Here is a 24,210-nt window from a genome sequence, read left to right on the forward strand (position 1 = left end):
TCGCGAAGGGCTTCGTTCCTCAGCCCTTCACTCCGCTCACTGCGTCAGGTTCACTCCCATGAGATGAAGACGTTCTTGGTCTCGGTGAAGGCCGTCAAGGCGTCGGGGCCGAGCTCCCGGCCGAGGCCGGACTGCTTGAAGCCGCCGAACGGGGTCCAGTAGCGCACCGAGGAGTGCGAGTTCACCGACAGGGCGCCCGACTCCACCGCGCGGGCCACCCGCAGCGCCCGCCCGACGTCGCGCGTCCAGATGGAGCCGCTCAGCCCGTACGGGGTGTCGTTGGCGATGCGCACGGCCTCGGCCTCGTCGGTGAACGGCACCACCGACACGACCGGGCCGAAGATCTCCTCGGTGAAGGCGCGGTCGGTGACCTTGGAGGTGAGCACGGTCGGCGGGAACCAGTAGCCCTTGCCCTGGGGGCAGTCGCCCTGGAGGTAGGGCGTGCCCTCGACGAAGCCGCGGACGCGTTCCAGGTGCTCGGCGCTGATCAGCGGGCCCATCTCGGTGGACTCGTCGAGCGGGTCGCCCACCTTGACGCCGCGCACCGCCGCCGACAGGCGTTCCAGGAACTCGTCGTACACCTCGGCCTGGACGAGGATGCGCGAGCGGGCGCAGCAGTCCTGGCCGGAGTTGTCGAAGACCGCATAAGGGGCGGTTTTTGCTGCTTTTTCGAGATCTGAGTCGGCGAAGACGATGTTCGCGGACTTGCCGCCCAGCTCCAGCGTCACCCGTTTGACCTGCGCCGCCGCCTTCGCGGCGATCTCCTTGCCCACCTCGGTCGAGCCGGTGAACACGATCTTGGCCACGCCGGGGTGCTCGACCAGCCGGGCCCCCGCGACCTCCCCTGCCCCGGGCAGCACCTGGAGCACCCCCTCGGGGAGGCCCGCCGCCAGGGCCAGCTCGGCCAGCCGCAGCGCCGTGAGCGGAGTCCACTCCGCCGGCTTGACGATCACCGTGTTGCCCGCCGCCAGCGCCGGGGCGACGCCCCACGACATGATCAGCATCGGGAAGTTCCACGGCACGATGACGCCCACCACGCCCAGCGGCTCCTGGAACGTGACGTCCACGCCGCCGGGCACCGGGATCTGCTTGCCGTGGTTGCGCTCGGGGGCGGCGGCGTAGAAGTGCAGCACGTCACGGACGGCCCCGGCCGCCCAGCGCGCGTTGCCGATCGGGTGCCCGGCGTTGTCCAGCTCCAGCCGGGCCAACTCCTCGCCGTGGGCGTCCACCAGGTCGGCGAAGCGGCGCAGCAGCCGCGCCCGGTCGCCCGGCGCCACCTCCCGCCAGCTCCGGTACGCCTTCGCGGCCCGCTCCACCGCCCGGTCGACCTCGGCCGCGTCGGCCAGCTCGACCTCGGCGACGACCTCTTCCGTCGCCGGATTAACGATCTTCATGCCCTACCGTCACATTCGCTCGAAACCACGGAACAGCTCCCAGTCCGTCACCGCCGCGTCGAAGGCGGCCAGCTCCACGCGGGCGTTGTTCGCGTAGTGCTCGACCACGTCGTCGCCGAACGCCTCCCTGGCCAGCTTCGACCCCTCGAACAGGGCGAGGGCGTCCCGCAGCGTGTGGGGCACGGTCTCGGCGCCGGAGTCGTAGGCGTTGCCCGTGAAGGCGTCCTCCAGCGGCAGCTCCCGGTCGATGCCGTCCAGCCCGGCCGCGATCAGCGCCGACACCGCCAGGTACGGGTTGACGTCCCCGCCCGGCACCCGGTTCTCCACCCGCAGCGACGGCCCGTGGCCCACCAGCCGCAGGGAGCAGGTGCGGTTGTCGACGCCCCACTTGACGGCGGTCGGCGCGAAACTGCCGGGCACGTAACGCTTGTAGGAGTTGACGTTGGGCGCGTACAGCAGGGTGAGCTCGCGCATGCGGGCGAGCTGCCCGGCGATGAACCGCGCCCCGAGCGGCGAGAGCCCGTACGGCCCCTCGCCCGCCATCGCCAGGCCGCCGTCGAGGCCGCGCAGCGAGATGTGGATGTGGCAGGAGTTGCCCTCGCGCTGGTTCGGCTTGGCCATGAAGGTGATCGAGCGGCCCTCCTGGGCGGCGATCTCCTTGGCGCCGTTCTTGTAGATCGAGTGGTTGTCGCAGGTGCGCAGGGCCTCGTCGTAGCGGAAGGCGATCTCGTGCTGGCCGAGGTTGCACTCGCCCTTGGCCGACTCGACGTACATGCCGGCGCCCTCCATGTCGCGCCTGATGCGCCGCAGCAGCGGCTCGACGCGGGCGGTGCCGAGGAGGGAGTAGTCGACGTTGTAGAGGTTGGCGGGGGTCAGGTCGCGGTAGGCGCGCCGCCAGGCGTCCTCGTAGCTGTCGTCGTAGACGACGAACTCCAGCTCGGTGCCCACGTACGCGGCCAGGCCCCGCTCGGCCAGACGGGCGAGCTGGCGGCGCAGGATCTGCCGCGGCGAGGCGGTGACCTCGCCGCCCTCCTCCCAGGCCAGGTCGGCCATGACCAGGGCGGTGCCGTCCTGCCAGGGGATGCGGCGCAGGGTGGACAGGTCGGGTTTCATCGCGAAGTCGCCGTAGCCGCGGTCCCAGGAGGACATGTCGTAGCCGGAGACGGTGTTCATGTCCACGTCGACGGCGAGCAGGTAGTTGCAGCCCTCGGAGCCGTGGTGCAGCACCTCGTCCAGGAAGTAGCGGGCGGAGAGCCGTTTGCCCTGCAACCTGCCCTGCATGTCGGCGACGGCGAGCAGCACCGTGTCGATCCGGCCGGAGGCGACCTCGCCCCGCAGTTCCTCGACGGACAGGAATCCGTTGCCCGCTGGTTCGCTCACCCTAGGTCGCTCCGATCTGCTCTGAAGCGCTTTCCCGTTGATTGGGCTAGTCTCAGACCATTGATGTGCATGCCGGGATCGCTTGTCAAGACCTGAGGACACCTTGGACGATTCGGCGCGTTTGATGACAGTGCTCCGCCCGGTAAGGGCGGGAAACGCCTTCGAGGAGACCGTGGAACGGCTGCTCCAGGCGATCAAACTGGGCGTGGTGGCGTACGGCGACAAGCTGCCGCCCGAGCGCGAGCTCGCCGTGCGGCTGGGCATCAGCAGGGTCACCCTGCGCGAGGCCATCCGCGCCCTTCAGGACGCCGGCTACCTCGACGTGCGGCGCGGCCGGTACGGCGGCGCGTTCGTCACCTATGTCCCGCCGCGGCCCGACGCGGGCGACCTGCGGCAGGCGGTGGCCGACATGGGCGTGGCCGAGCTGTCGGACGCGCTGACGTTCCGGCTGGCGGTCGAGTGCGGGGCGGCGCAGGTGCTGGCCGCGGCCGGGCCGGCCCCGGCCCAGCGGGAGGTGCTGCTGCGCCGGCTCGCCGAGCTGGACGCGGCGCCCCTGGAGGACTACCGGCGCCTGGACACGGCCTTCCACCTGTCGATCGCCGAGCTGACCGGCTCGACGCTGCTCGCGGCGACGTGCGCCGACGCCCGCTCCCGGGTGAGCGACCTGCTGAACGCGATCCCGATGCTCCAGGTGAACATCGAGCACGCGGCCGCCCAGCACCGGGCCATCGTGGACGCCATCCTGGCCGGCGACCCGGACGCGGCACGCCGGGCCATGGCCGAGCACCTGGAGGGCACGGCAGCCCTCCTGCGCGCCTTCCTGGCCTGAACGTGGGCGGGGATGTCAGGCGGCCGGGGCGCGGACCTGGAAGGTGTGGCGGGTGCCGTCGGGCCAGGTCAGCGTGATCTCGTCTGCCGTCACCGCCGCCGTCGGCACGCTCGGCGTGATGTCGTCACCCGCCGCCGACGCCGCGCCGGCCGGGGCGCTGCTCAGGACGGCGGCGCTGACCGCCCAGCCGTCCGCCGCGACCCCCTCCAGCACGGGCACGGCCGCCGGGGCTCCGAAGGCGCTGCCCTCGGGGTCGTCGGCGACGTGGGCCCGGCTGTAGCCGCGCACCGCGACCAGCTCGGAGACCAGCCCGTCGCCGTCCCGGACCCGGGCGCCGGGCCCGCCGACCGGGTCGGCCAGGTCGGCCAGGTCGGTCGGGTAGGCCCGGTCGGCCGGGGCGGCGGCCGTGACGAGCGCCCAGCCGCTCTGCCGGACCGCCGAGCCCGGCGCGACCCGATGGACGCGCACCTCGACGGCCCCCCTGACCACGCTCAGGCTCTCCACGCCGGCGCCCGCCGACGCGGCCCACGCCAGGTCGCCCGCCGAGCCCGCACCCCGGGGCGTGATCGTGCCGCGCCCGGCGACCGTGCCGTCCGGGCCGACCACGCCGAAGTGGTTGTCGGGGACGCCCGTGGTCGGCGCGGTGCGGGTGGAGTAGGCGTAGCGGTCGTACAGGGGGTCGCCGGGGTGGTGCTGGCTGCCGTGGTTGAGCAGGCGGGCGACGTCGCCGGTGTGCTGGACGACCAGTCCTGGACCGGGCAGCGCGGCCAGGCCGGTGGGGCCGGGCTCCTCGGGCGCCGTCCACACCGGGTGGCCGGCCGGCAGCAGCAGCCCGAGGAACGCCTTCGACGCCCAGTACGGCGACGCCGAGCCGGAGTAGGACTGCAGCGACGGCTCGTGCGGGCCGTGCCAGCCGAGCGTGAGCAGCCCCTCGGGGGAGAGCGCGCCCTCGTCGAGGAACCGGCGCAGGACGCCGGAGGCGATGCGGCGGGTCTGGCCGGGGGAGAGCGGGGTGGCGTCCAGCAGGGCGCCGGCGAAGAGCGAGGTCGCCGAGGCGAAGCGGTAGGTGAGGGAGCGGCCCTGGTAGAGCATGCGGCCGTCCTGGTCGAAGGTGAGGGCGTAGCTCTCCAGGAAGCGGCGCAGGCGGGGCCCGGGGGAGCCCTGGCCCGACAGGTGGGCCAGCAGGGCCGGGTAGAGGTGCATGGCCCAGCCGTTGTAGTGGTCGAAGGAGCGGTTGTCGCCGTCGGCGTACCAGCCGTCGCCGGCGTACCAGGGCTCGATGCGGGCCAGGCCGCGCTCCACCGCCGCGGCGGCCTCCTCGGCGTGCAGGCCGACGGCCGACAGGAAGCCGCCCACCATGGCGGGGAACAGCCACCAGTTGTTGTCCACCGGCTCGTGCCGCAGGGCCCCGGCCAGGTAGGCGGCGACGCGGTCGCGGGTGGCGGGGGACAGGCGGTCCCACAGGCGCTCGCGGGTCAGCCAGAGGGACAGGGCGATCGAGGCCGCCTCGACCATGGGCTGGGTGCGGTCCTCGATCGGCTGCCAGACGCCGGGGCCGGACTCCAGGCCGCGCGCGTACGGGGCCAGCAGCTCCTCGGGGCCGCCGCCGGCCACCCGGAAGGCGGCCAGCAGGAAGGTGCGCGCGTACCCCTCCAGGCCGTCGCAGCGCGACCAGCTCTCGCGTCCCGGCAACGTGATCACGGCGCCGTCCGCGGAGCGGTACGGTTCCACCGCGGCCAGCAGCCCGTCGGCCACCGCCGCCCAGTGGGCGCGGGTCCAGCCGGTGTACGGGCTGAGCGTTCGATCCTCCGGCGGAAGCGGGAACATGCGGCACTCCAAGGGACATCCGGTCTCGGCCGGGACCTTAGCATCCTGATCGAACGAAAGCATCCGTTCAAAAACGAAAGCACTTCCCGCTAGGATCGTAGGGTCGAGTCAGAAGGAGTCGCGGTGTTCGCCGAACAACGTCATGAACTGATCCTGCGCGAGGTGCGCGAGCGCGGTTCCGTACGCCTGGCCGAGCTGGTCGACCGGCTCAACGTCTCGATGGTCACCCTGCGCAGGGACGTCGAGCACCTGGCCGGCCAGGGCCTGGTCAACCGTGTGCACGGCGGCATCACCCGGCCCGAGTCCGCGCCCGCCGCCACCAGGGAGCGCTCCCTGACCCTCGGCATGCTGGTGCCCTCGGCCACCTACTACTACCCGGCCGTCATCAGGGGCGCCCGCGAGCAGGCGGAACGGCTGGGCGCGCGGCTCGTCCTCGGCGTCTCGCGCTACGACGACGAGGAGGACCGCACCCAGGTCAGGCAGCTCGTGGAGGGCGGCATCGAGGGCCTGCTGCTCACCCCGAGCAGGCAGCCGGACGCCTCGCACGAGGGCTGGCTGGCCGAGCTGGGCGTGCCGGCGGTGCTCGTCGAGCGGCGGGCCGAGCTGGGCGGGCCCGCCTCGCTGCTGGACGCGGCGGCCTCCCACCACGCCCACGGGGCCTTCCTCGGCGCGCGGCACCTGGCCGAGCTCGGGCACCGGCGCCTGGCCATGGTCTCGCGGGACAGCCCGACGGCCCCCCGGGTGCGGCACGGGTTCCTCGCCGCCGTCCGTGACCTGGGGCTGGCCGAGCCCGTGCACCTCGACGTCGCGCAGGAGGGGCCCTCGCGCGAGCAGGTGGCCGACGTGGTCGCGGCGATCAGGGGCGGCGTCACGGCCATGCTGGTGCACAACGACGAGGACACGTTGCTGCTGGTCCAGCACCTGCGCACGGCAGGGGTGCGCATTCCCGAAGAGGTGTCGCTGGTCGCCTACGATGACGAGGTGGCGGCGCTCAGCGACCCCCCGCTCACGGCCGTCGCGCCCCCCAAGGCCGCGGTCGGCCGCTGTGCCGTCGACCTGCTGGTGAGCCGGATCCAGGAGGGCCCGCGGCGCCCTGCCCAGCACGTGGCGCTGCTGCCCGAGCTGAGGGTCCGGGAATCCACGGTCGCGCCGCGTCCGTGACGTTACGCATCCATTTCGTTATTGATCGATTTGTGGCCTCTCTCTAGACAACCGATCGAGTATGAGCGAATGATGCCTTATCGATCGAAAGCGATGAGGAGCCATCGATGGGACGCAAGAGCGCCGGCATTGCCGGACTGCTGGCCGGTATGAGCCTGCTCGCCGCCGCGTGCGGCAGCACGGAGCCGGCGCAGCCCGCGGGCGAGGCGGGCAAGCCCGCCGAGGTCACCTTCTGGGGCTGGGCGAAGGGCACCCAGCAGGTCGTGGACGCCTTCAACAAGTCACACAAGGACGTCCAGATCAAGTACGAGGAGATCCCCTCGGGCAACGCGGGCGGCTACGCCAAGTTCTCCAACGCCGTCAAGGCCGGCAACGCCCCCGACGTCATGTCCGTGGAGTACCCGCAGCTGCCCGACTTCGTGAACCAGGGCGCCCTCCAGGACATCTCGGCCGACGTGGCCGACGTCAAGTCCAAGTACCCGGCCGAGGTCTTCAGCCTGGTCGAGCTGGGCGGCAAGGCGTGGGCGCTGCCCATGGACGCCGCGCCGCAGGTGTTCTTCTACCGCAAGGACCTGTTCGAGAAGAACAAGATCGAGGTCCCCAAGACCTGGGACGACTTCCGCGCCGCGGCCGAGAAGGTCAAGAAGGCGGACGGCAAGTCCCGCATCGCCACCTTCTTCCCCGACGACCCGAGCGTGCTGGCCGCGCTGTCGTGGCAGGCGGGCGGCAAGTGGTTCGGCACCGAGGGCGACGCCTGGAAGGTGACGATCAACGACGAGCCCAGCAAGAAGGTCGCCGAGTACTGGCAGGGCCTGATCAAGGACGACCTGCTGAAGGTCCAGCCGTCCTTCAGCCAGGAGTGGAACGCCGCCTTCGAGAACGACACCCTCTGGGGCTACGTCGGCGCCAACTGGGGCGCGGGCGTCATGAAGGGCAACCACGCCGGCCAGTCCGGCAAGTGGGCCATCGCGCCGATCCCGAACTGGGGCACCCCGGCCAGCGGCATGCTCGGCGGCACCACGTTCGGCGTGAGCAAGGGGTCGAAGAACGCCAAGGCCGCCGTCGAGGTCGTCAAGTGGCTGACCGGCTCGGAGGAGGCGTGGACCGCCCGCCTGTCCTCGGGCACCTCCAGCGGCTTCCCGGCCATCGCCGACCTCGTGCCGGTCGCGGCCAAGAGCTTCGACGCCTCCTTCTACGGCGGCCAGGACATCTACGCGCTGTTCGCGGAGTCGTACAAGACGATCCAGCCCGGCTGGACGTGGGGCCCGAGCATGGTCCAGACGCTGACCACCTTCAAGGACGCCCTCGGCAAGGTCTCCAGCGGCGGCACCACCATCCCCGGCGTCCTGGACGCCGCCCAGACGGCCACCGTCGGCGAGATCAAGAGCCGCGGCCTCAACGTCGCCCAGCAGTAGCACGACGCGCGCGGCGGAGCGCAGGCTCCGCCGCGACCCACCGAAAGGCAGCTTGTGACTCCTCCAGTAGGAAGCGGTCGCGGCGGCGAGGGGTGGCGGCGGCGGGGGGCGATCCTGCTGTTCGTCGGGCCGTTCTTCGCGCTGTTCGCGGCCGTGATCGTGGCCCCGCTGGCCTACGCGGTCTACCTCAGCCTGTTCAGCGAGAAGTCGTCGGGGCTCGGCTTCGGCGGCGCGGAGACCGTGTTCGTCGGGCTCGGCAACTACCTGGACACGTTGAAGGACTCCGCCTTCACCGACGGCTTCCTGGTCATCCTCGGCTACTGCGTGCTGTACATCCCGCTGATGATCGGCGGCGCGCTCACGCTGGCGCTGCTGCTGGACTCCGGGCTGGCCAGGCTGGGCAAGTTCTTCCAGCTCGCGCTGTTCATGCCGCACATCGTGCCGGGCGTGATCGCCGGGCTGATCTGGCTCTACCTGTACCTGCCCGGCATCAGCCCCATCGTGGACCTGCTCGGCGACGTCGACTTCCTCGGCGGTGACCACGTGCTCGGCTCGGTGGTCAACATCGCGCTGTGGGAGTGGGTGGGCTACAACATGATCATCTACTTCGCGGCGCTGCAGGCCATCCCGGCCGAGGTCGTCGAGGCGGCCAGGATGGACGGCGCGGGCCCGCTGCGCGTCGCCCTCCAGGTCAAGGTGCCGCTGATCCGCGGTGCCGTGGTCACCACCGTGCTGTTCACGATCATCGGCTCGCTGCAGCTGTTCACCGAGCCGATGGTGCTGGACAACGTCAGCGACGGCGTCGTCAGCACCTGGACGCCCAACATGTACGCCTACAACGAGGCGTTCGGCAACAACGACTACGGCCAGGCCGGCGCGGCCTCCATCCTGCTCGCGCTGCTCGCCGCCGTGCTGTCCTACGCCGTCACGAAGTGGGGGAACCGCCGGTGAAGTGGATGTCCCGCGCCACGGTCAACGTGCTGCTGATCATCTCCGCGCTCTACACGCTGCTGCCGCTGACGTGGCTGCTGTTCGCCTCCACCAAGTCGCTGTCCGACCTGTACTCGACGCCCGGCTTCTCCTTCGCCGGCTTCAACCTGTTCGAGAACATCAGGGCGGTCGCGCAGGAGGGCGACGGCGTCTTCTTCCGCTGGTACATCAACAGCGTCCTGTACGCCGGCGTCGGCGCGGCGGTCAGCTCGTTCGTCACCGTGATGTGCGGCTACGCCTTCGACAAGTACTCCTGGTTCGCCAAGGAGAAGATGTTCGGGCTGGTGCTGCTCGGCGTGCTGGTGCCGACCACCGCCACCGCCGTGCCGCTCTACCTGCTGGCCTCCAAGATCGGCGTGGTGAACACGTTCTGGTCGGTGTTCGTGCCGGTGCTGGTGCATCCGTTCGGCGTCTACCTGGCGCGGGTGCTGTCCTCCGGGTACGTGCCCGGCGAGGTGCTGGAGGCGGCCAGGTCCGACGGGGCCGGCGAGCTGCGCACGTTCGTGTCCGTGGCGCTGCCCATGCTGCTGCCGGCGTACGTGACGATCTTCCTGTTCCAGTTCACCGCGATCTGGAACAACTTCTTCCTGCCCCTGGTCATGCTGAGCGACCAGCGGCTCTACCCGCTCAGCCTCGGCCTGTACGGCTGGGAGAAGCAGGGCAACGCCTTCCCCGAGTTCCACAGCCTCGTGATCACCGGGTCGCTGCTGTCCGTGGTGCCCCTGCTGCTGGTGTTCGTGTCCCTGCAGCGGTTCTGGAAGGCCGGGATGACGGCGGGCAGCGTCAAGTGAACGAGCTCTCGGGGGAGAACATGAACAAGCCGGTGACGGTCGTCGCCATGGCCGCCGAGGTCGCCGGGCGCCTGCTCACCGGCGAGGTGCGGGCCAGGCTGGCCCGGGTGGCCGACGTCCGGGCGGAGGTCGCCGCGTTCGACGACGCCGACCTGTCGCAGGCCGAGGTGCTGCTCACCTCGTGGGGGTGCCCGCCGGTGACCGCCGAGGTGCTGGCCCGCGCGCCCCGGCTGCGGGCGATCGTGCACGCGGCCGGCTCGGTCAAGCACCACGTCACCGACGCCTGCTGGGAGCGCGGCATCGTGGTCTCCTCGGCCGCCTCGGCCAACGCCGAGCCGGTGGCCGAGTTCACGCTCGCGGCGATCCTGTTCGCCAACAAGCGGGTGATCGACATCGCCCGCGCCTACCGGGCGCGGCGGGCCAACGACGACTGGGACGCCCGCTTCCCCGGCTTCGGCAACTACCGGCGGGTGGTCGGCGTCGTCGGGGCCTCCAGGATCGGGCGGCGGGTGATCGAGCTGCTGCGGCCGTTCGACTTCGAGGTGCTGGTCAGCGATCCGTACCTGACGGAGGACCTGGGGGCGCGCCGGGTCGGGCTGGACGAGCTGGTCGCCCGCTCCGACGTGGTCAGCCTGCACGCGCCCGACCTGCCCGAGACCCGCCACCTGATCGACGCCGGCCGGCTGGCCGCCATGCGCGACGGCGCCACGCTGATCAACACGGCCAGGGCCGCCCTGGTCGACCAGGACGCGCTCGTCGCCGAGCTGACCTCCGGACGGCTGTACGCGGTGCTCGACCACACCGAGCCGGAGTTCCTGCCCGCCGAGTCGCCCCTCTACGACCTGCCGAACGTGCTCGTCACGCCGCACGTCGCCGGCTCGCTGGGCGGCGAGCTGGCCAGGATGGCCGACCTCGCGCTCGACGAGCTGGCCCGGCACGCCCAGGGCCTGCCCTTCGAGCACGGCGTCGAGCCCGGCACGCTGTCCCGGTCCGCCTGAAGCCCCCTCTGAAGCCCTCTGAACCGCTCTGAACTGCTCAGAGTTCGCCTGAAACACCCCCGGAGAGGAAACATGCGCCTTCAGTTAGTCGCGGCCCTGGTCGTGGCGGCCGGACTGGTCGCCACCCCCGCGGAAGCGGCCGCCGCCCGGAACTTCTTCGTCGACTGCCAGGCGCCGGACGGCGGCTCGGGGCGCAACGCCGCCGGGCCGCTGAACAGTCTGGCGGACGTCAACGCCATCACCTTCCGCGAGAAGGACACGATCAAGTTCAGGGCGGGGACCGTCTGCGCCGGCCGGCTCGAACCCGTCGGCTCCGGCACGGCCGCCCACCCCGTCGTCTTCACCTCCTACGGCGAGGGCCCCAAGCCGATCATCCAGGGCGACGGCGGCGAGTGGGCCGTCCACCTGGTGGACAACAGCTACGTGACGCTGGAGAAGCTGCACGTCACCAACCCGGCGGCCACCACGGCCAAGCGGACCGGCGTGCAGTACAACTCCACCACCCCCGAGCCGAAGGCCGGGCTGGTCCTGCGGGACCTGGAGATCTCCGACGTCGCCGGCTGGGGCAACAAGACCGGGGCGAACAGCTCCTGGTTCGCCTACTCGGCGGGCATCAGCATCCAGGCGCTGCCCGAGGGCAAGGTCGGCTACCTCGACGGCATCACGATCACCGGCAACTACGTGCACGACACGGGCGGCGGCGGCATCAAGATCAGCCGTAAGGGCACCGACTACCACCGGAACGTGCTCATCGCCCGCAACACCATCCGGGCGGTCGGCGGCGACGGCATCGTGGTGCACGCCTCGGACCGGCCGCTGGTGGAGCAGAACCTGTTCGACGAAGGCGGCGCCGGGAAATACCCGTACGTAGACGGAAATTTCGCGGGAATGTGGCCGATCAACTCTGTTGACCCGGTATTTCAGTTCAACGAGGTGACCCGGCAGCGGCCCACCATCTTCGACTCCACCGCCTGGGACTGCGACGGCGGCATCAAGGGCTCGTGCGTCTACCAGTACAACTACTCGCACGACAACGCCGGCGGCTTCTACCTCGGCTGCCAGAGCTGCACCGAGTTCCCCAACTACAAGGCCACCGCCATTCTGCGGTTCAACATCGCCCAGGACGACTGCCGCATCGCGGGCAACGCCTCCGGCGACAACACGAGCCCGCTGTGGCTGTACAACAACACGTTCTTCTGCCCGTCGCAGAAGCTCGACGTGGCCGTGCCGACCGGGAACTCGAAGATCGTCAACAACATCTTCTACGCGCCGTCCGGGACGCTGCCCGCGGCCCCCGGCATCGGCTACGACTCCAACGTCTACCACGGCGGCGTGGCCGTGCCGGCGGCCGACGCCCGCGCGGTGACGGCCGACCCCGGGCTCGCCGCCCCCGGCACCGCCGACGGAGCCGCCGACGTGAACGGCTACAAGCTGCTCGAAGGCTCGCCCGCGCTCGCGTCCGGCGCGGTCGTGGACGGTCTCGGCGACCGCGACTACTTCGGCAACCAGGTCGCCGGCACGGTCTCGCGCGGGGCCTACAACGGGCCCGCCGCCGCGCCGGTCGTGTCCGCCTCGGTCGAGGAGGCCTACAACAACGTCGCGGTCAGCTCCGACCTCAACCCCAACGCCGGCGGCTTCTCCACCAGCGGCCGCAGCTACTCCGGCCAGGCGCTGGAGAAGGCCGGCCTGACGCCGGGCCGGACCGTGAACGTGCTCGGCGCCGACTTCGTCTGGCACCCGCGCCCGTACGGCATGACCGACAACGTCAAGGCCGCCGGGCAGACGGTCGCGCTGCCGGGGCAGGGCGCCAGGCTGGTCCTGCTCGGAGCCGGTGGCCTGAAGGCCCGCGAGGGCGTGTTCAAGGTCACCTACACCGACGGGACGACCGAGGACAAGACTGTCAGGTTCGGCGACCAGTGGGACGCGACCGCGCCCGCCGGTGGCGTGCTCGTGGCCCGCGCCGACTACCACAACATGACGCAGACCAGCTACAAGAACCCGGCCACCGGGCAGACGCGCGAGTCGGGCGTGTCGGTGTTCGGCTACGCGGTGCCGCTCGACGCGTCCAGGACGGTCGCCACGGTGACCTTCCCGGCGGGCAGCCCGCTGGCGAACGCGGGGCTCCACGTCTTCGACATGAAGATCGCGAGCTGACGCCGTGACGAGCACCCAGGCCACCGGCCGGTCGCGCCGGGCGTCCGGCCCGCGTCCGGGGTTCCCGGCGCGCGGGCGGGTCCTGTGGGCGGCTCTCGCCCTGGCCGGGGTGCTCGTCGTCGGCATCGCGGTGTCGGGGAGACAGGCCGGGGGCGAAGTTCCCGCGCGGGCGGCGTCCGCGGGTGTGGCGGAGGTGCTCGGGATGCGTCCCGGGGACACGGTCGTCACGTTCGAGGGGGAGCCGGTGAGCGGGGCCGAGGTGCTGCGGGCGGCCGAGACCGTGCGCGCCGAGGTGATCTCCGAGTTCGCCGCCCAGGGGCTCGGTCCTGGCTTCTGGGACCGTCCCCGCGACGGCGTCACCCCGGCGCGGCGGCTCAGGGAGCGGGCGGTGCGGGCCGCCGTGCTGGACAAGGCGCGGCGGATCTGGGCCCGCGAGGCGGGCCTGCTCGCCGACGTCAGCGAGCAGGGCTTCCAGCGCGAGCTGGCCGCCGAGAACGCCCGCCGCGCGCAGGCCGCGCGCTCCGGCCGCCCGATCCCGGGCGTGCCCTCCTACGACCAGTACACCTACGCGCAGGTGCGGGCCGCCGAGCTGGACTCCGCGCTCGGCAAGCTGCACGCGGCCACCCTCGACCTGTCCGAACGCCGCCTGCGCGACCGGTACGCCCGCACCGCGGCCCCCGGCGCGCCCCCCTTCGACCAGGTACGCGACACCATCAGGCGGCAGCTCGTCATCGAGGGCTACGAACGGGCCCTCCAGGCGAGAGCCGCCTCATGAGCCCTCCCGCAGCGGACATACAAGGCTGTTCCGGCTCGTACCATCGACTTCTAAGGTCATGGGGAACTGGTTCCAGAGCAACATCGTCACCACGGGACGGCTGCCGCTGTTCTGTTACTTCGTCACGCTCATCGTGGCGTTCATCGCCACCCGCATCAACGTCCGCCTGATCAGGGCCAAGGTCGGCTGGTTCCGCAACGTCAACGTGGGCGAGATGCACATCCACCACGTCGTGTTCGGCGTCGTGCTCATGCTCATCGGAGGCGTGACCGGGCTCATCGTCAACGGCGCCGGGCAGGTCGGGCAGGTCGGTCAGGTGGTCGCCGCCTGCGTGTTCGGCGTCGGCTCCGCGCTCGTGCTGGACGAGTTCGCGCTGATCCTGCACCTGCACGACGTCTACTGGGAGGAGGAGGGGCGCACCTCGGTCGACGCGGTCTTCATCGCCGTCGCCGTGACCGGCCTGCTGCTCATCGGCCTGCGCCCCCTGACCTGGGACTACGGCACGCCGGTCAACCCGGCGGCGCTGATCGTGGCCAACCTCGCGCTGGCGGTGATCACGCTGCTCAAGGGCAAGATCTGGACCGGGATGGCGGGGCTGTTCCTGCCTTTACTGCTCGTGGTGGGCGCCGTGCGCCTGGCCCGTCCCGGCTCGCCGTGGGCCCGCTGGTTCTTCCGCGGCGGACGCTCGCCCCGCAAGCTGGCCACCGCCGTCCACCGTGAGGAACGCTGGCGGCGTCCGGTCATCAGGGCCAAGATCGCGTTCCAGGAGTTCCTGTCGGGGCGGCACGACCTGCCCTCCAGCCGGCGCGGCCGTCGGCATACTTGACCCATGACACCGCTCGCGTCCCCCGTCGCGCTCTGATGCGCTTACCGCCGTTCCCCGAGCGCCTGCTGCGGGCCCTGTCGCCGGCCGGCGAGCGGCACGGGCTGCTGCTGGCGGGCGGCCACGCCCTGCGGGCCCACGGCTTCACCGACCGCCTGGTCGAGGGCCTCGACCTGGTGACCGCCGCCGAACGGCCGCTGCCGTCCGCGGCCGGCGACGTCGTGGCCGCGTTGCGCGCCGGCGGGCTGGTCGCCGAGGTCGCCGAGAGCACCGCGTGGGCGGCCCGCCTGGCCGTCACGGACCCGGCCGGCGGGCGCGACGCCGAGATCGTCCTCACCCGCGAGGCGCTGCGCGAGCCCCCGGTCGTGTGCGACGGCGTGCCGGTGGCGGCCCCGGCGGACGTGATCGGGCTGCGGGTGCGCGACCTGCACGAGCGGGGGCTGCCCGCCGACGTCGCCGACGCGGCCTCGGCGGCGCACGTGTTCTCCTTCCGCGACCTCGAACGTCTCGCCGCCGTCCACCTCGACGACTTCTCGCCGCAGGAGCTGCTCATGCGGCTGGAGTTCGTCGAGCTGATGAGCGACGAACGCTTCGAGGCCCACGGCCTGGACGAGCGGCACATCGCCGACATCCGCGCCTTCGCCCGGGAGTGGGCCGAGGACATCAAGCTGCGCAGGGCCGACGACGGCGACGCCGACTACGACGACCCCGACCTGCCCGAGGTCGACTGATCCGGCAGGTGCGGTAGCACCGGCGCGAGCGCCGGGCGCTTGCACGCCCGGCCGTCGCCCGACGAGCGGCCTCGCAGGCGCCGGGCGATCCACGGCCCGGCGAACGAGCCGAGCCAGCGGGCCTCGGCCGCCGCCGTGCGCAGGCGGCCGGGCGGCGGCAGCACGGGCAGCGGCAGGTTCCAGCTGTCGTCGCTGCCGGGCAGCTCCAGCGCGTACGCCACCGACGCGGCGAACCTGGCGTGCCCCGCCGGGCTGGCGTGCAGCCGGTCGGGGCTCCACAGCCGCGCGTCGGTCACCGCCGTGTCGGGGAAGGTGTCCACCAGCGTCACGCCGTGCCGGGCGGCGGCCTCGCGGACGCGGGCGTTGAGGTCGAGCACCCGCGGCAGCAGCGGCCTGGCCAGCGGCGCGATCCGGCCGATGTCGGGGAACGTCACCGTCACCACCCGTGCGCCGGCCCCGGTCAGCGCCGCGAACATGTGCTCCAGGTCGGCCGCGACGGCGGCGGCGTCGAAACCGGGACGGATGACGTCGTTCATGCCCGCCATCACCGTGGCCAGGTCGGGCCGGAGCTCCAGCGCGGCGGGAAGCTGCTCGGCGCGGATCTCGGCGGCCACCCGGCCGCGCACGGCGAGGTTGGCGTAGAGCAGGCCGGGATTGCCGCGGGCCAGGTGCTCGGCGAGCCGGTCGGCCCAGCCGCGGTGGCCGAGGACGTCGTCGCCGTCGCCGAGGCCCTCGGTCTGGCTGTCGCCGAGCGCGACGTAACGGGTGTAGGTCACGGGTTCTCCTCGGGGGTGCGGGCGGCGCGCTCGCCGAGCGTCCGGGCGGTGCTCAGGCACCAGTCGCGCATCTCCCGCTCCAGGCGGCAGCCCGCCAGGCAGGACAGGTAGGGGCCGACCCGCTCGCCCTCGCGCAGGAACGACTCCTCGTCGCGGTCGCCGCGCAGGCGCAGCAGGGTCTTCTCGAAGAACGCCAGCTTGGCGGCGGCCTCCCCGGCGCGGTCGAGGAGCTGGGCGATCAGCGTCGCCGGGTCGAGCCGGTCGGCGGCGTGGACCTTGACGGCCAGGTCGTCGCGGAGCAGCAGCGGTTTGGCCGGGGCGGCGGCGAAGGCGGCCAGCTCGTCCAGGCCGGCCGGGGTGACCGAGAACAGGCGCTTGTTCGGACGGCCGCGCTGGACCACCTCCCGGCCGGTGACCAGGCCGTCGGCCTCCAGCCTGGTCAGCTCGGCGTAGAGCTGCTGGGGGGCGGCGTACCAGAAGTTGGAGACGCCCGCGTCGAAGATCTTGGTGAGCTGGTAGCCGCTGTACTCGCCGTCGAGCAGCGCCGCCAGCACGGCATGCCGTAACGCCATCAGCGACGCTCAAGAACATGACTAGTCATGGACATGACTATAGGGCTGCCGCCGATCCCGGTGCCAGGGGGTGGTGATCGCCTAGCTCCTCCTTCTCGAGGAGGAGACGTCAACGAAAGTTGACATACTTTGGTCGTCAATCTAAGTTGACCCTGGCGTGGCGGTGCGGATCGCGCTGCGCCGTTCGTTGGGAAATTTCGAGAAATGTCGTGAGAGGAGTCGGGGTGCTCAAAGAGCTGCTGGCTTACATCAAGCCGCACCGGAAAGTCCTGATCGCGGGTGGTCTGCTCGGGTTGATCGGCTCGGTGGCGGGGCTGGCGATGCCCCTGCTGGCCAAGTACGTCGTGGACGCCTTCGGCGAGGACCAGTCGCTGGCCGCGCCGCTGTTAGGACTGACCGTGGCGGTGCTCGTCGGAGCCGTCGTCTCGGCCGGGGGCAACTACCTGATGGAACGCACCGGCGAGGGCGTCGTGCTCGGCGCCCGGCGCAGGCTCGTCGACCGGATGCTCCGGCTCAGGGTCGCCGACGTCGACCGGCTCAAGCCCGGCGACCTGATGTCGCGGGTGACGAGTGACACGACGCTGCTGCGCGCGGTGCTGACCAACGGGATCGTGGAGTCGGTCAGCGCGGTGTTCATGCTGGTCGGCGCGATCGTCATGATGGCCACCATGGACGGCGTGCTGCTGCTGGTCACGCTGCTCGTGGTGGTGGTGATCGGCGGCCTGGTCGCGCTCATCATGCCGCGCATCCAGCGGGCCCAGACGCAGGCCCAGGAGGCCGTCGGCGAGATGGGGGCGGTGCTGGACCGGGCGCTGCAGGCGTACCGGACGGTCAAGGCCAGCGGCGCGGAGGAGCGGGAGATCGCGGTCGTCGGGGAGGCGGCCGAGCGCGCCCGCGACCGCGGGCTGCAGGTGGCCGGCTGGACGTCGCTGGCCGGCGTGGCGACCTGGATGGCCGTGCAGATCGCCTTCCTGTGCGTGCTGGCCGTCGGCGGGTCGCGGGTGGCGTCGGGCGTGCTGGAGGTCTCGTCCCTGATCGCGTTCCTGCTCTACCTGTTCTACCTGGTGCCGCCGATCGGGCAGCTCGTGCAGGGCGCCGTCCAGCTCCAGAACGGGCTGGCCGCCATGCGGCGCATCAAGGAGATCGAGGACCTGCCCGGCGAGCCGGTCAGCGCCGCCGTCCCGGCCGCGAGCACGCCGGTGGGCCTGCGGTTCGAGAACGTCGTCTTCCGGTACGGCGACGACCGTCCCGCCGTGCACGACGGCGTCACCTTCGAGGTGCCCGCGGGCGGGCTCACGGCGCTCGTCGGGCCGTCGGGCGCGGGCAAGTCCACGGTGTTCGCCCTGCTCGAACGCTTCTACGAGCACCAGGACGGCCTGATCTCCATCGGCGGCCGGGACATCCGCGACTGGCCGCTCGGCGAGCTGCGGGCCGCGCTCGGCTACGTCGAGCAGGACGCCCCCGTCCTGGCCGGCACGCTGCGCGAGAACCTGCTCTTCGCCGCCCAGGACGCCACCGAGGACGAGCTGCGCCGCGCCGTCACCCGCACCCGGCTCGACGACCTGGTCGCCCGGCTGCCCGAAGGGCTCGACACGGCCGTGGGGCACCGCGGCGTGCTGCTGTCCGGCGGCGAGCGGCAGCGGGTCGCCATCGCCAGGGCGCTGCTGCGCAGGCCCAGGCTGCTGCTGCTCGACGAGGCCACGTCCCAGCTCGACGCGGTCAACGAGCTGCGGCTGCGCGAGGTCATCGCCGAGGTGGCGGCCGAGACGACCGTGCTGGTCATCGCCCACCGGCTGTCCACCGTGACGAACGCCGACCGCATCGTGGTGATGGAGGCGGGCGGCGTACGGGCGGTCGGCACCCACGCCGAACTCGTCGCGGGCGACGACCTCTACCGCGAACTGGCCGCCACCCAGTTCCTCACGAGCTGACCAAAGACAGCGGGCCGCTTAACGCTTTGGGGACCGTAGGCGCAGGCTTTGCCTGCTGCCTGCGGTGGACCGCTGGACGCGGTCCACCGTAGTCTTCGGGTGACAAAGGTGAATGTGTTCATTCAGGAGGGTCACCATGAGCCGCAGCGTGCGCGCACCGCGAGGCACCACGATCACCGCGAAGGGGTGGCCGCAGGAGGCGGCGCTCCGCATGCTCCAGAACAACCTGGACCCCGAGGTCGCCGAGCACCCCGAGCAGCTGGTCGTCTACGGCGGCTCCGGCCGGGCCGCCCGCGACTGGCCCTCCTTCGACGCCATGGTCAGGACCCTGACCACGCTGGAGGGCGACGAGACGCTGCTGGTCCAGTCGGGCCGCCCGGTGGGCGTCTTCCGCACCCACGAGTGGGCCCCCCGGGTGCTCATCGCCAACTCCAACCTGGTCCCCGACTGGGCCAACTGGGAGGAGTTCCGCCGCCTGGAGGCGGCCGGCCTCACCATGTACGGCCAGATGACCGCCGGTTCATGGATCTACATCGGCACCCAGGGCATCCTCCAGGGCACGTACGAGACGTTCGCCGCGGTCGCCGCCAAGCGGTTCGGCGGCTCGCTGGCCGGCACGATCACCCTCACGGCCGGCCTCGGCGGCATGGGCGGCGCCCAGCCGCTGGCCGTCACCATGAACGGCGGCGTCGCGATCTGCATCGACTGCGACCCCCGCTCGGTCACCCGCCGCATCGAGCACCGCTACCTCGACGTGCAGGCGGCCTCCCTGGAGGAGGCGCTGCGACTGGCCTACGAGGCCCGCGACGCGCGCCGCCCGCTGTCCATCGGCGTCGTGGCCAACGCCGCCGAGGCCCTGCCGGAGCTGCTGGCCGCGGGCGCCGAGATCGACATCGTCACCGACCAGACCTCCGCGCACGACCCGCTGATGTACCTGCCGGTCGGCGTCGCCTTCGAGGACATGGGCGCCGAACGCGACAAGGACCCGGCCGGCTTCACCGAGCGGGCGCGCACGTCGATGGCCCGGCACGTCGAGGCCATGGTCGGCTTCAAGGACGCCGGGGCCGAGGTGTTCGACTACGGCAACTCCATCCGCGGGGAGGCCCAGCTGGCGGGGTACACGCGGGCCTTCGACTTCCCCGGGTTCGTGCCGGCGTACATCAGGCCGCTGTTCTGCGAGGGCAAGGGGCCGTTCCGGTGGGCCGCGCTGAGCGGCGACCCGGCCGACATCGCCGCGACCGACCGCGCGATCCTGGAGCTGTTCCCCGACAACGAGCCGCTGGCCAGGTGGATCGCGCAGGCCGGCGAGAAGGTGCACTTCCAGGGCCTGCCCGCGCGCATCTGCTGGCTCGGCTACGGCGAGCGCAACGTCGCGGGCGAGCGGTTCAACGACATGGTGGCCTCCGGCGAGCTCCAGGCGCCGATCGTGATCGGCCGCGACCACCTGGACAGCGGGTCGGTGGCCTCGCCGTACCGGGAGACCGAGGCCATGGCCGACGGCTCGGACGCCATCGCCGACTGGCCGCTGCTCAACGCCATGCTCAACACCGCCTCCGGCGCGGCCTGGGTGTCCATCCACCACGGCGGCGGCGTGGGGATCGGGCGGTCCATCCACGCCGGGCAGGTCACGGTCGCCGACGGCACCGCGCTGGCCGCGGAGAAGCTCAACCGCGTGCTCACCAACGACCCGGGCACCGGCGTGATGCGGCACGTCGACGCGGGTTACCAGGAGGCCGCCGAGGTGGCCGAGGCCCGTGGCGTGCGCATCCCCATGCGCGAGTCCTGACGCCGCCGTCGCCGTCCCCCGCGCGGCGCGGGGGATGAGAATGCCGGTGGCGAAGTGTTGGAGGTGGCGTGGCTGACGGATATCACGGTGGGCTCGGCGTGCTGCTCGACGGCCGGAGGTTGTCGCCGGTGCAGCGCAGGATCGCCCATTACCTGGGCGAGCACCTCGACGAGGCGATCTTCCTGTCCAGCGTCGAGCTGGCCGAGCGGGCCGGGGTCAGCCAGCCGTCGGTGACGAGGTTCGCCATGGTGCTCGGCTTCGCCGGCTATCCCGAGCTGCGCCAGGCGCTGCGCCCGCTGGTGCTCGGCGGCGGCGTGGTCGCGCCCCAGGAGAGCCTGCTGCGCAACGCGATCGACAGCGAGATCCGCAACCTCGCCGTCGTCCGCGAGCGGCTGGCCGCCCTCCCGCTCAAGGAGCTGGGCGAGCAGCTCGCCGCCACCGAGCCGCTGCCGGTGCTGGGCCTGCGGGTCTCCTGCGGCCTGGCCACCACCTTCGCCTACTACGCCAGGCGCATCCACCCCGACGTGCGCCTGCTCACCCACGGCGGCTCGGAGCTGGTCGAGGGGCTGCACGCGGCGCGGCGGGCGGGCGCGGAGTGGGTGGTGGCGGTGGTGCTCCCGCGTTACCCGGCCGAGGTCGTGCAGGCGCTGGAGTACGCCGGGAAGCTCGGCCTGCGCGTCGCCGCCATCACCGACAGGCCGGACTTCCCGGCCGAGGTCGTGCTCGACGGCCCGGTCGGGGACCGCCTGGTGTTCGACTCCCACGCGGCCCCCCTGGCCCTGGCCATGGCCCTGGTCGAGGCCATGGCCGACGCCGCGCCGCTGCGTACCAGGGCCAGGCTGGAGGAGTACGAGCGGATGACCGACGAGGCCGGCACGTTCCTACCCGGCGATCCTGCGTAGCGACCGCATCGACCACAGCGTCGTGAGCACCGCGAGCACGATGAACAGCGCGAACGCGATCGGGATCGACGAGTCGCCGAGCCGCCCGGCGAACAGCGCCCGCCCGGCCTCGACCGCGTGGTAGAGCGGGTTGACCGGCGCGATCGCCCGCATCCAGCCGGGCGCGAACGAGATCGGGATGAACAGCCCGGCCAGCAGCATGATCGGCAACATGAACAGGTTGAGCGTCTGCGACATGCCGTTCTCGTCGCGCACGGTCAGCGCCAGCCCCTGCGACAACCCGGACGCGAACAGCCCGGTGGCCGCCATGAGCGCCAGCACCAGCACCAGCTCGACGCCGCCGATCCGCACGCCCATGGCCACGGCCACGACCAGCACCAGGACCGCCTGGCACACCAGCACGACCATGTCCTTGGCCACCCGCCCGAGCACGATGGCCGGCCGCCAGGCGGGGCTGACGGCGTACCGTTCGAGCGAGCCGTTGCGCAGCTCGGCGATCAGGCCGAACCCGGAGAACAGCGAGCCGAACACGGCGATCATCATCATCGACGCGGGCGTGAACATGCGCAGGGCGTCGACCGTGCTGTGGCCCGGCGTCAGGTCCTTGAGCAGCGGCGCGAACATCAGCAGGTAGAGCACCGGCTGCAGGATGCCGAACAGCGGCCAGACGGGGTTGCTGAAGGACTTCTTCAGCTCGTAACCGGTGAACAGGGCGATGTGGCGGATCATGCGGCGGCTCCGGTGTCGCGCAGGGACCGGCCGGTCTTGGCCAGGAAGACGTCGTCGAGGGTGGAGCGGTCGAGCGCGATCGAGCGCAGGCCGATGCCCTGCTCCTCGAGGACGCGCAGCAGCGCGGGCAGCGTGTGCTCGCCGTCGTCGACGTAGACGCGCAGGGCGTCCTCGTCCAGGCGGACCTCGCGGGCCAGGGGCCTGAGCGCCTCGGCGGCCCGCTCGGGCTCGGCCAGCCGCAGCGTGACGACGTCGCCGGAGACCTCGCGCTTGAGCTCGCCGGGCGTGCCCTCGGCCACGATGCGCCCGTGGTCGACGATCACCAGCCGGTCGCAGAGCGCGTCGGCCTCGTCGAGGTAGTGGGTGCTGAGCAGCACGCTCGTGCCGGCCTCGCGGAGCTGCCTGATGCGGTCCCAGAGGTTCGCCCGGTTCTGCGGGTCGAGGCCGGTGGTGGGCTCGTCGAGGAAGAGCAGCGGCGGGGCGTGCACCAGCCCCAGCGCGATGGCCACCCGCCGCTTCTGGCCGCCGGAGAGCGTGCGGCCGGGCCGGTCGGCGAGGTCGGCGAGGTCGAAGCGGTCGAGCACGTCGGCCGTGGCCTGCCTCGGGTCGGCCACGCCGTGGATCTTCGCGGCCATCATGATCTGGGCGCGGGCGCTCGTGGTGTCCTCCACGCCGCCCGCCTGGCTGACGTAGCCGAGCCGGCGGCGCACGCCCTCGGGCTCCGTGCGCAGGTCGTGGCCGGCGACGACGGCGGTGCCGGAGTCGGGCGTGATCAGCGTGGCCAGCATGCGGATCGTCGTGGTCTTGCCGGCGCCGTTGGGGCCGAGCACGCCGAAGATCTCGCCCTTCTCGACATCGAGGTCTATGCCGCGCACGGCCTCGACGGTCTGCGAGCCCTTGCGGCTCCTGGTGGTGAACGTCTTGCGTAACTCACGTGCCTCAATGATCATCTTTCTCCTCAGGGCAGTTCGTCCTTCTCGACCCGGCCGATCGCGCCTTCGACCCAGTCGAGCTGGGCCTGGAGCATGGCTTGGGTCAGGCGGAGGTTCTCGTCGAGGTGGCGGGGCTCGCCGTAGCGCTGCTTGGTGCCGTACGCGTGGTCGATGGTCTCGATGTTCAGTCGCAGTTGCCGAATCCTGCCATGCAGAGCGTCGAGAATCTCCTGCTTTTTCATCCGGTGCATGAACGTCAGCGCGACCTGGAAGGGGTCGACGACGGGTCTCACCTCGGACCAGCTGTGCATGAGCAGCCGGTGGAACTCGTAGCGGCCGGCCTCGGTCAGCTCGTAGACGACCTTGCCGCCCTTGCCGGCCTCGACGACCGCGAGCAGCCCCTCGTCGGCCATCTTGCCCAGGCCGTGGTAGATCGAGCCGAAGGCGACGTTGGCCCAGGTGTCGGCCCCCATCATCTCCAGCCGGCGGCGTACGCCGTAGCCGTTCATGGGGCCGTCGAGCAGGGAACCGAGGATCAGGATGCGCGTGGACGCCGACATGTGCTCAAGTTTGTACTCAAATTTGTATAACTGTCAAGGTCATAAACTCGGCCCCATGACTGAACGACCGACTGCGCTGGTCACCGGCGCTTCCCGTGGTGTGGGCGAGGCCGTGGCACGGGCGCTGGGCCCCACGCATCACGTCATCCTCGGCGGCAGGGACGAGTCCGCGCTCGCCGCGCTGGCCGCCGAACTGCCCGACGCGCGGCCCTGGCCCGTCGAGCTGACCCGGCTCACCGAAGCCGACGTCAGCGGTGTCGAGCGGCTCGACGTGCTCGTGCACAGCGCCGGGATCGCGCTGCTCGGCCGGATCGCCGACCAGCCCGCCGCCAACTGGCGCACGACCATGGAGCTCAACGTCGTCGCGGTCGCCGAGCTGACCCGGCTGCTGCTGCCCGCGCTGCGCCGCGCCCGGGGGCAGGTCGTGTGCGTGAACTCCGGCGCGGGGCAGCGGGCCAACCCCGACTGGGCCTCGTACGCGGCCAGCAAGTTCGCCCTGCGCGCCTTCGCCGACGCGCTGCGCCTGGAGGAGCCCGAGCTGCGGGTCACCACCGTCTACCCGGGCCGGGTGGCCACCGACATGCAGCGCGGCGTACGCGCCCAGGAGGGCGGCGCGTACGAACCGGACAAGTACCTCACCCCGGAGAGCGTCGCGCGGGCCGTGCTCGCCACGATCAACGCCGGACCCGACGCCCACCTCACCGAACTGACCATCAGACCGAGCGCGGGCCCGGCCAACTGACATCTGAATGGA

Annotated in this window: 22 protein-coding genes; 14 read left to right on the forward strand and 8 right to left on the reverse strand. The window is 71.8% G+C overall.

Annotation, left to right across the window (positions count from 1 at the left end; translation table 11 throughout):
- Positions 1-50: 50 nt before the first annotated feature.
- Both AB0J71_RS45380 and AB0J71_RS45385 read right to left on the reverse strand, forming a co-directional pair.
- A complete protein-coding gene (locus AB0J71_RS45380) occupies positions 51-1,394 on the reverse strand; it encodes an aldehyde dehydrogenase family protein (protein ID WP_352324990.1) in 1,344 nt (447 codons plus the stop codon).
- A 9-nt stretch (positions 1,395-1,403) separates the two neighbouring features.
- Complete coding sequence (locus AB0J71_RS45385; protein WP_352324989.1) at positions 1,404-2,774, reverse strand: glutamine synthetase family protein; 1,371 nt, start codon at positions 2,772-2,774, stop codon at positions 1,404-1,406.
- Positions 2,775-2,898: 124 nt separating this feature from the next.
- Here AB0J71_RS45385 and AB0J71_RS45390 point away from each other — a divergent pair, with 124 nt between their 5' ends.
- Positions 2,899-3,603 (forward strand): FCD domain-containing protein, encoded by a 705-nt coding sequence (locus tag AB0J71_RS45390; RefSeq protein ID WP_364420405.1) that lies wholly within the window; start codon positions 2,899-2,901, stop codon positions 3,601-3,603.
- A 15-nt stretch (positions 3,604-3,618) separates the two neighbouring features.
- Here AB0J71_RS45390 and AB0J71_RS45395 read toward each other — a convergent pair whose 3' ends face one another.
- Positions 3,619-5,430 carry a DUF2264 domain-containing protein gene (locus AB0J71_RS45395; protein WP_364420407.1) on the reverse strand — a complete coding sequence of 604 codons (1,812 nt, stop codon included), beginning with the start codon at positions 5,428-5,430 and terminating at the stop codon, positions 3,619-3,621.
- Between the two features lie 123 nt (positions 5,431-5,553).
- On the opposite strand from AB0J71_RS45395, the gene AB0J71_RS45400 reads away from it, so the two are divergent.
- The 9 genes from AB0J71_RS45400 (at position 5,554) to AB0J71_RS45440 (ending at position 15,268) form a co-directional block, all read left to right on the forward strand.
- Positions 5,554-6,591 (forward strand): substrate-binding domain-containing protein, encoded by a 1,038-nt coding sequence (locus AB0J71_RS45400; RefSeq protein ID WP_364420409.1) that lies wholly within the window; start codon positions 5,554-5,556, stop codon positions 6,589-6,591.
- Positions 6,592-6,698: 107 nt separating this feature from the next.
- A complete protein-coding gene (locus AB0J71_RS45405) occupies positions 6,699-8,006 on the forward strand; it encodes an extracellular solute-binding protein (protein WP_364420412.1) in 1,308 nt (435 codons plus the stop codon).
- 54 nt (positions 8,007-8,060) lie between these two features.
- On the forward strand, positions 8,061-8,957 hold the full coding sequence (locus AB0J71_RS45410; protein ID WP_352324984.1) for a sugar ABC transporter permease: 897 nt from the start codon (positions 8,061-8,063) through the stop codon (positions 8,955-8,957).
- Positions 8,958-8,962: 5 nt separating this feature from the next.
- Positions 8,963-9,787, forward strand: a complete 825-nt coding sequence (locus AB0J71_RS45415; protein ID WP_364420442.1) for a carbohydrate ABC transporter permease — start codon at positions 8,963-8,965, stop codon at positions 9,785-9,787.
- Entirely contained in the window at positions 9,784-10,785 is a 1,002-nt protein-coding gene (locus AB0J71_RS45420) for a hydroxyacid dehydrogenase (protein WP_352324982.1), read from the forward strand. Before AB0J71_RS45415 ends, AB0J71_RS45420 begins: the two co-directional genes overlap by 4 nt.
- A 72-nt stretch (positions 10,786-10,857) precedes the next feature.
- Positions 10,858-12,939 carry a right-handed parallel beta-helix repeat-containing protein gene (locus AB0J71_RS45425; protein WP_364420414.1) on the forward strand — a complete coding sequence of 694 codons (2,082 nt, stop codon included), beginning with the start codon at positions 10,858-10,860 and terminating at the stop codon, positions 12,937-12,939.
- 4 nt (positions 12,940-12,943) lie between these two features.
- Complete coding sequence (locus tag AB0J71_RS45430) at positions 12,944-13,714, forward strand: hypothetical protein (RefSeq protein WP_352324980.1); 771 nt, start codon at positions 12,944-12,946, stop codon at positions 13,712-13,714.
- A 58-nt stretch (positions 13,715-13,772) separates the two neighbouring features.
- On the forward strand, positions 13,773-14,540 hold the full coding sequence (locus AB0J71_RS45435) for a hypothetical protein (RefSeq protein WP_352324979.1): 768 nt from the start codon (positions 13,773-13,775) through the stop codon (positions 14,538-14,540).
- 35 nt (positions 14,541-14,575) lie between these two features.
- Complete coding sequence (locus AB0J71_RS45440) at positions 14,576-15,268, forward strand: hypothetical protein (protein WP_364389064.1); 693 nt, start codon at positions 14,576-14,578, stop codon at positions 15,266-15,268.
- On the opposite strand, the gene AB0J71_RS45445 is transcribed toward AB0J71_RS45440, so the two are convergent.
- Together AB0J71_RS45445 and AB0J71_RS45450 are read right to left on the reverse strand one after the other, a co-directional pair.
- Positions 15,235-16,044, reverse strand: a complete 810-nt coding sequence (locus AB0J71_RS45445; RefSeq protein WP_352326826.1) for an SGNH/GDSL hydrolase family protein — start codon at positions 16,042-16,044, stop codon at positions 15,235-15,237. The genes AB0J71_RS45440 and AB0J71_RS45445 overlap by 34 nt on opposite strands.
- A complete protein-coding gene (locus AB0J71_RS45450; RefSeq protein ID WP_364420416.1) occupies positions 16,041-16,616 on the reverse strand; it encodes a PadR family transcriptional regulator in 576 nt (191 codons plus the stop codon). The genes AB0J71_RS45445 and AB0J71_RS45450 overlap by 4 nt, the downstream gene beginning before the upstream one ends.
- Positions 16,617-16,840: 224 nt before the next feature.
- Here AB0J71_RS45450 and AB0J71_RS45455 point away from each other — a divergent pair, with 224 nt between their 5' ends.
- The 3 genes from AB0J71_RS45455 to AB0J71_RS45465 all read left to right on the forward strand — a co-directional run bounded on the left by AB0J71_RS45455 (position 16,841) and on the right by AB0J71_RS45465 (position 21,235).
- Positions 16,841-18,547 (forward strand): ABC transporter ATP-binding protein, encoded by a 1,707-nt coding sequence (locus AB0J71_RS45455; RefSeq protein ID WP_352326828.1) that lies wholly within the window; start codon positions 16,841-16,843, stop codon positions 18,545-18,547.
- A gap of 136 nt (positions 18,548-18,683) precedes the next feature.
- The gene (hutU, locus tag AB0J71_RS45460) at positions 18,684-20,333 is read left to right on the forward strand and encodes a urocanate hydratase (RefSeq protein WP_364420418.1); all 1,650 of its coding nucleotides are present in this window, start codon (positions 18,684-18,686) and stop codon (positions 20,331-20,333) included.
- Between the two features lie 68 nt (positions 20,334-20,401).
- Positions 20,402-21,235, forward strand: a complete 834-nt coding sequence (locus AB0J71_RS45465; protein WP_352326830.1) for a MurR/RpiR family transcriptional regulator — start codon at positions 20,402-20,404, stop codon at positions 21,233-21,235.
- On the opposite strand, the gene AB0J71_RS45470 is transcribed toward AB0J71_RS45465, so the two are convergent.
- From AB0J71_RS45470 to AB0J71_RS45480, 3 genes are read right to left on the reverse strand one after another with little or no spacing between them, the layout of a single operon-like run.
- Positions 21,215-21,964, reverse strand: coding sequence for an ABC transporter permease (locus AB0J71_RS45470; RefSeq protein WP_352326831.1), 750 nt, complete (start codon positions 21,962-21,964; stop codon positions 21,215-21,217). The genes AB0J71_RS45465 and AB0J71_RS45470 overlap by 21 nt on opposite strands.
- Complete coding sequence (locus AB0J71_RS45475; RefSeq protein ID WP_352326832.1) at positions 21,961-22,914, reverse strand: ATP-binding cassette domain-containing protein; 954 nt, start codon at positions 22,912-22,914, stop codon at positions 21,961-21,963. The genes AB0J71_RS45470 and AB0J71_RS45475 overlap by 4 nt, the downstream gene beginning before the upstream one ends.
- Before the next feature lie 8 nt (positions 22,915-22,922).
- Positions 22,923-23,456 (reverse strand): PadR family transcriptional regulator, encoded by a 534-nt coding sequence (locus AB0J71_RS45480; protein ID WP_352326833.1) that lies wholly within the window; start codon positions 23,454-23,456, stop codon positions 22,923-22,925.
- Positions 23,457-23,511: 55 nt separating this feature from the next.
- On the opposite strand from AB0J71_RS45480, the gene AB0J71_RS45485 reads away from it, so the two are divergent.
- Positions 23,512-24,198, forward strand: a complete 687-nt coding sequence (locus AB0J71_RS45485; protein ID WP_364420420.1) for an SDR family oxidoreductase — start codon at positions 23,512-23,514, stop codon at positions 24,196-24,198.
- The last annotated feature ends 12 nt before the right edge of the window (positions 24,199-24,210 follow it).

This window comes from Nonomuraea sp. NPDC049637, from assembly GCF_040675235.1.
GTDB lineage: Bacteria > Actinomycetota > Actinomycetes > Streptosporangiales > Streptosporangiaceae > Nonomuraea.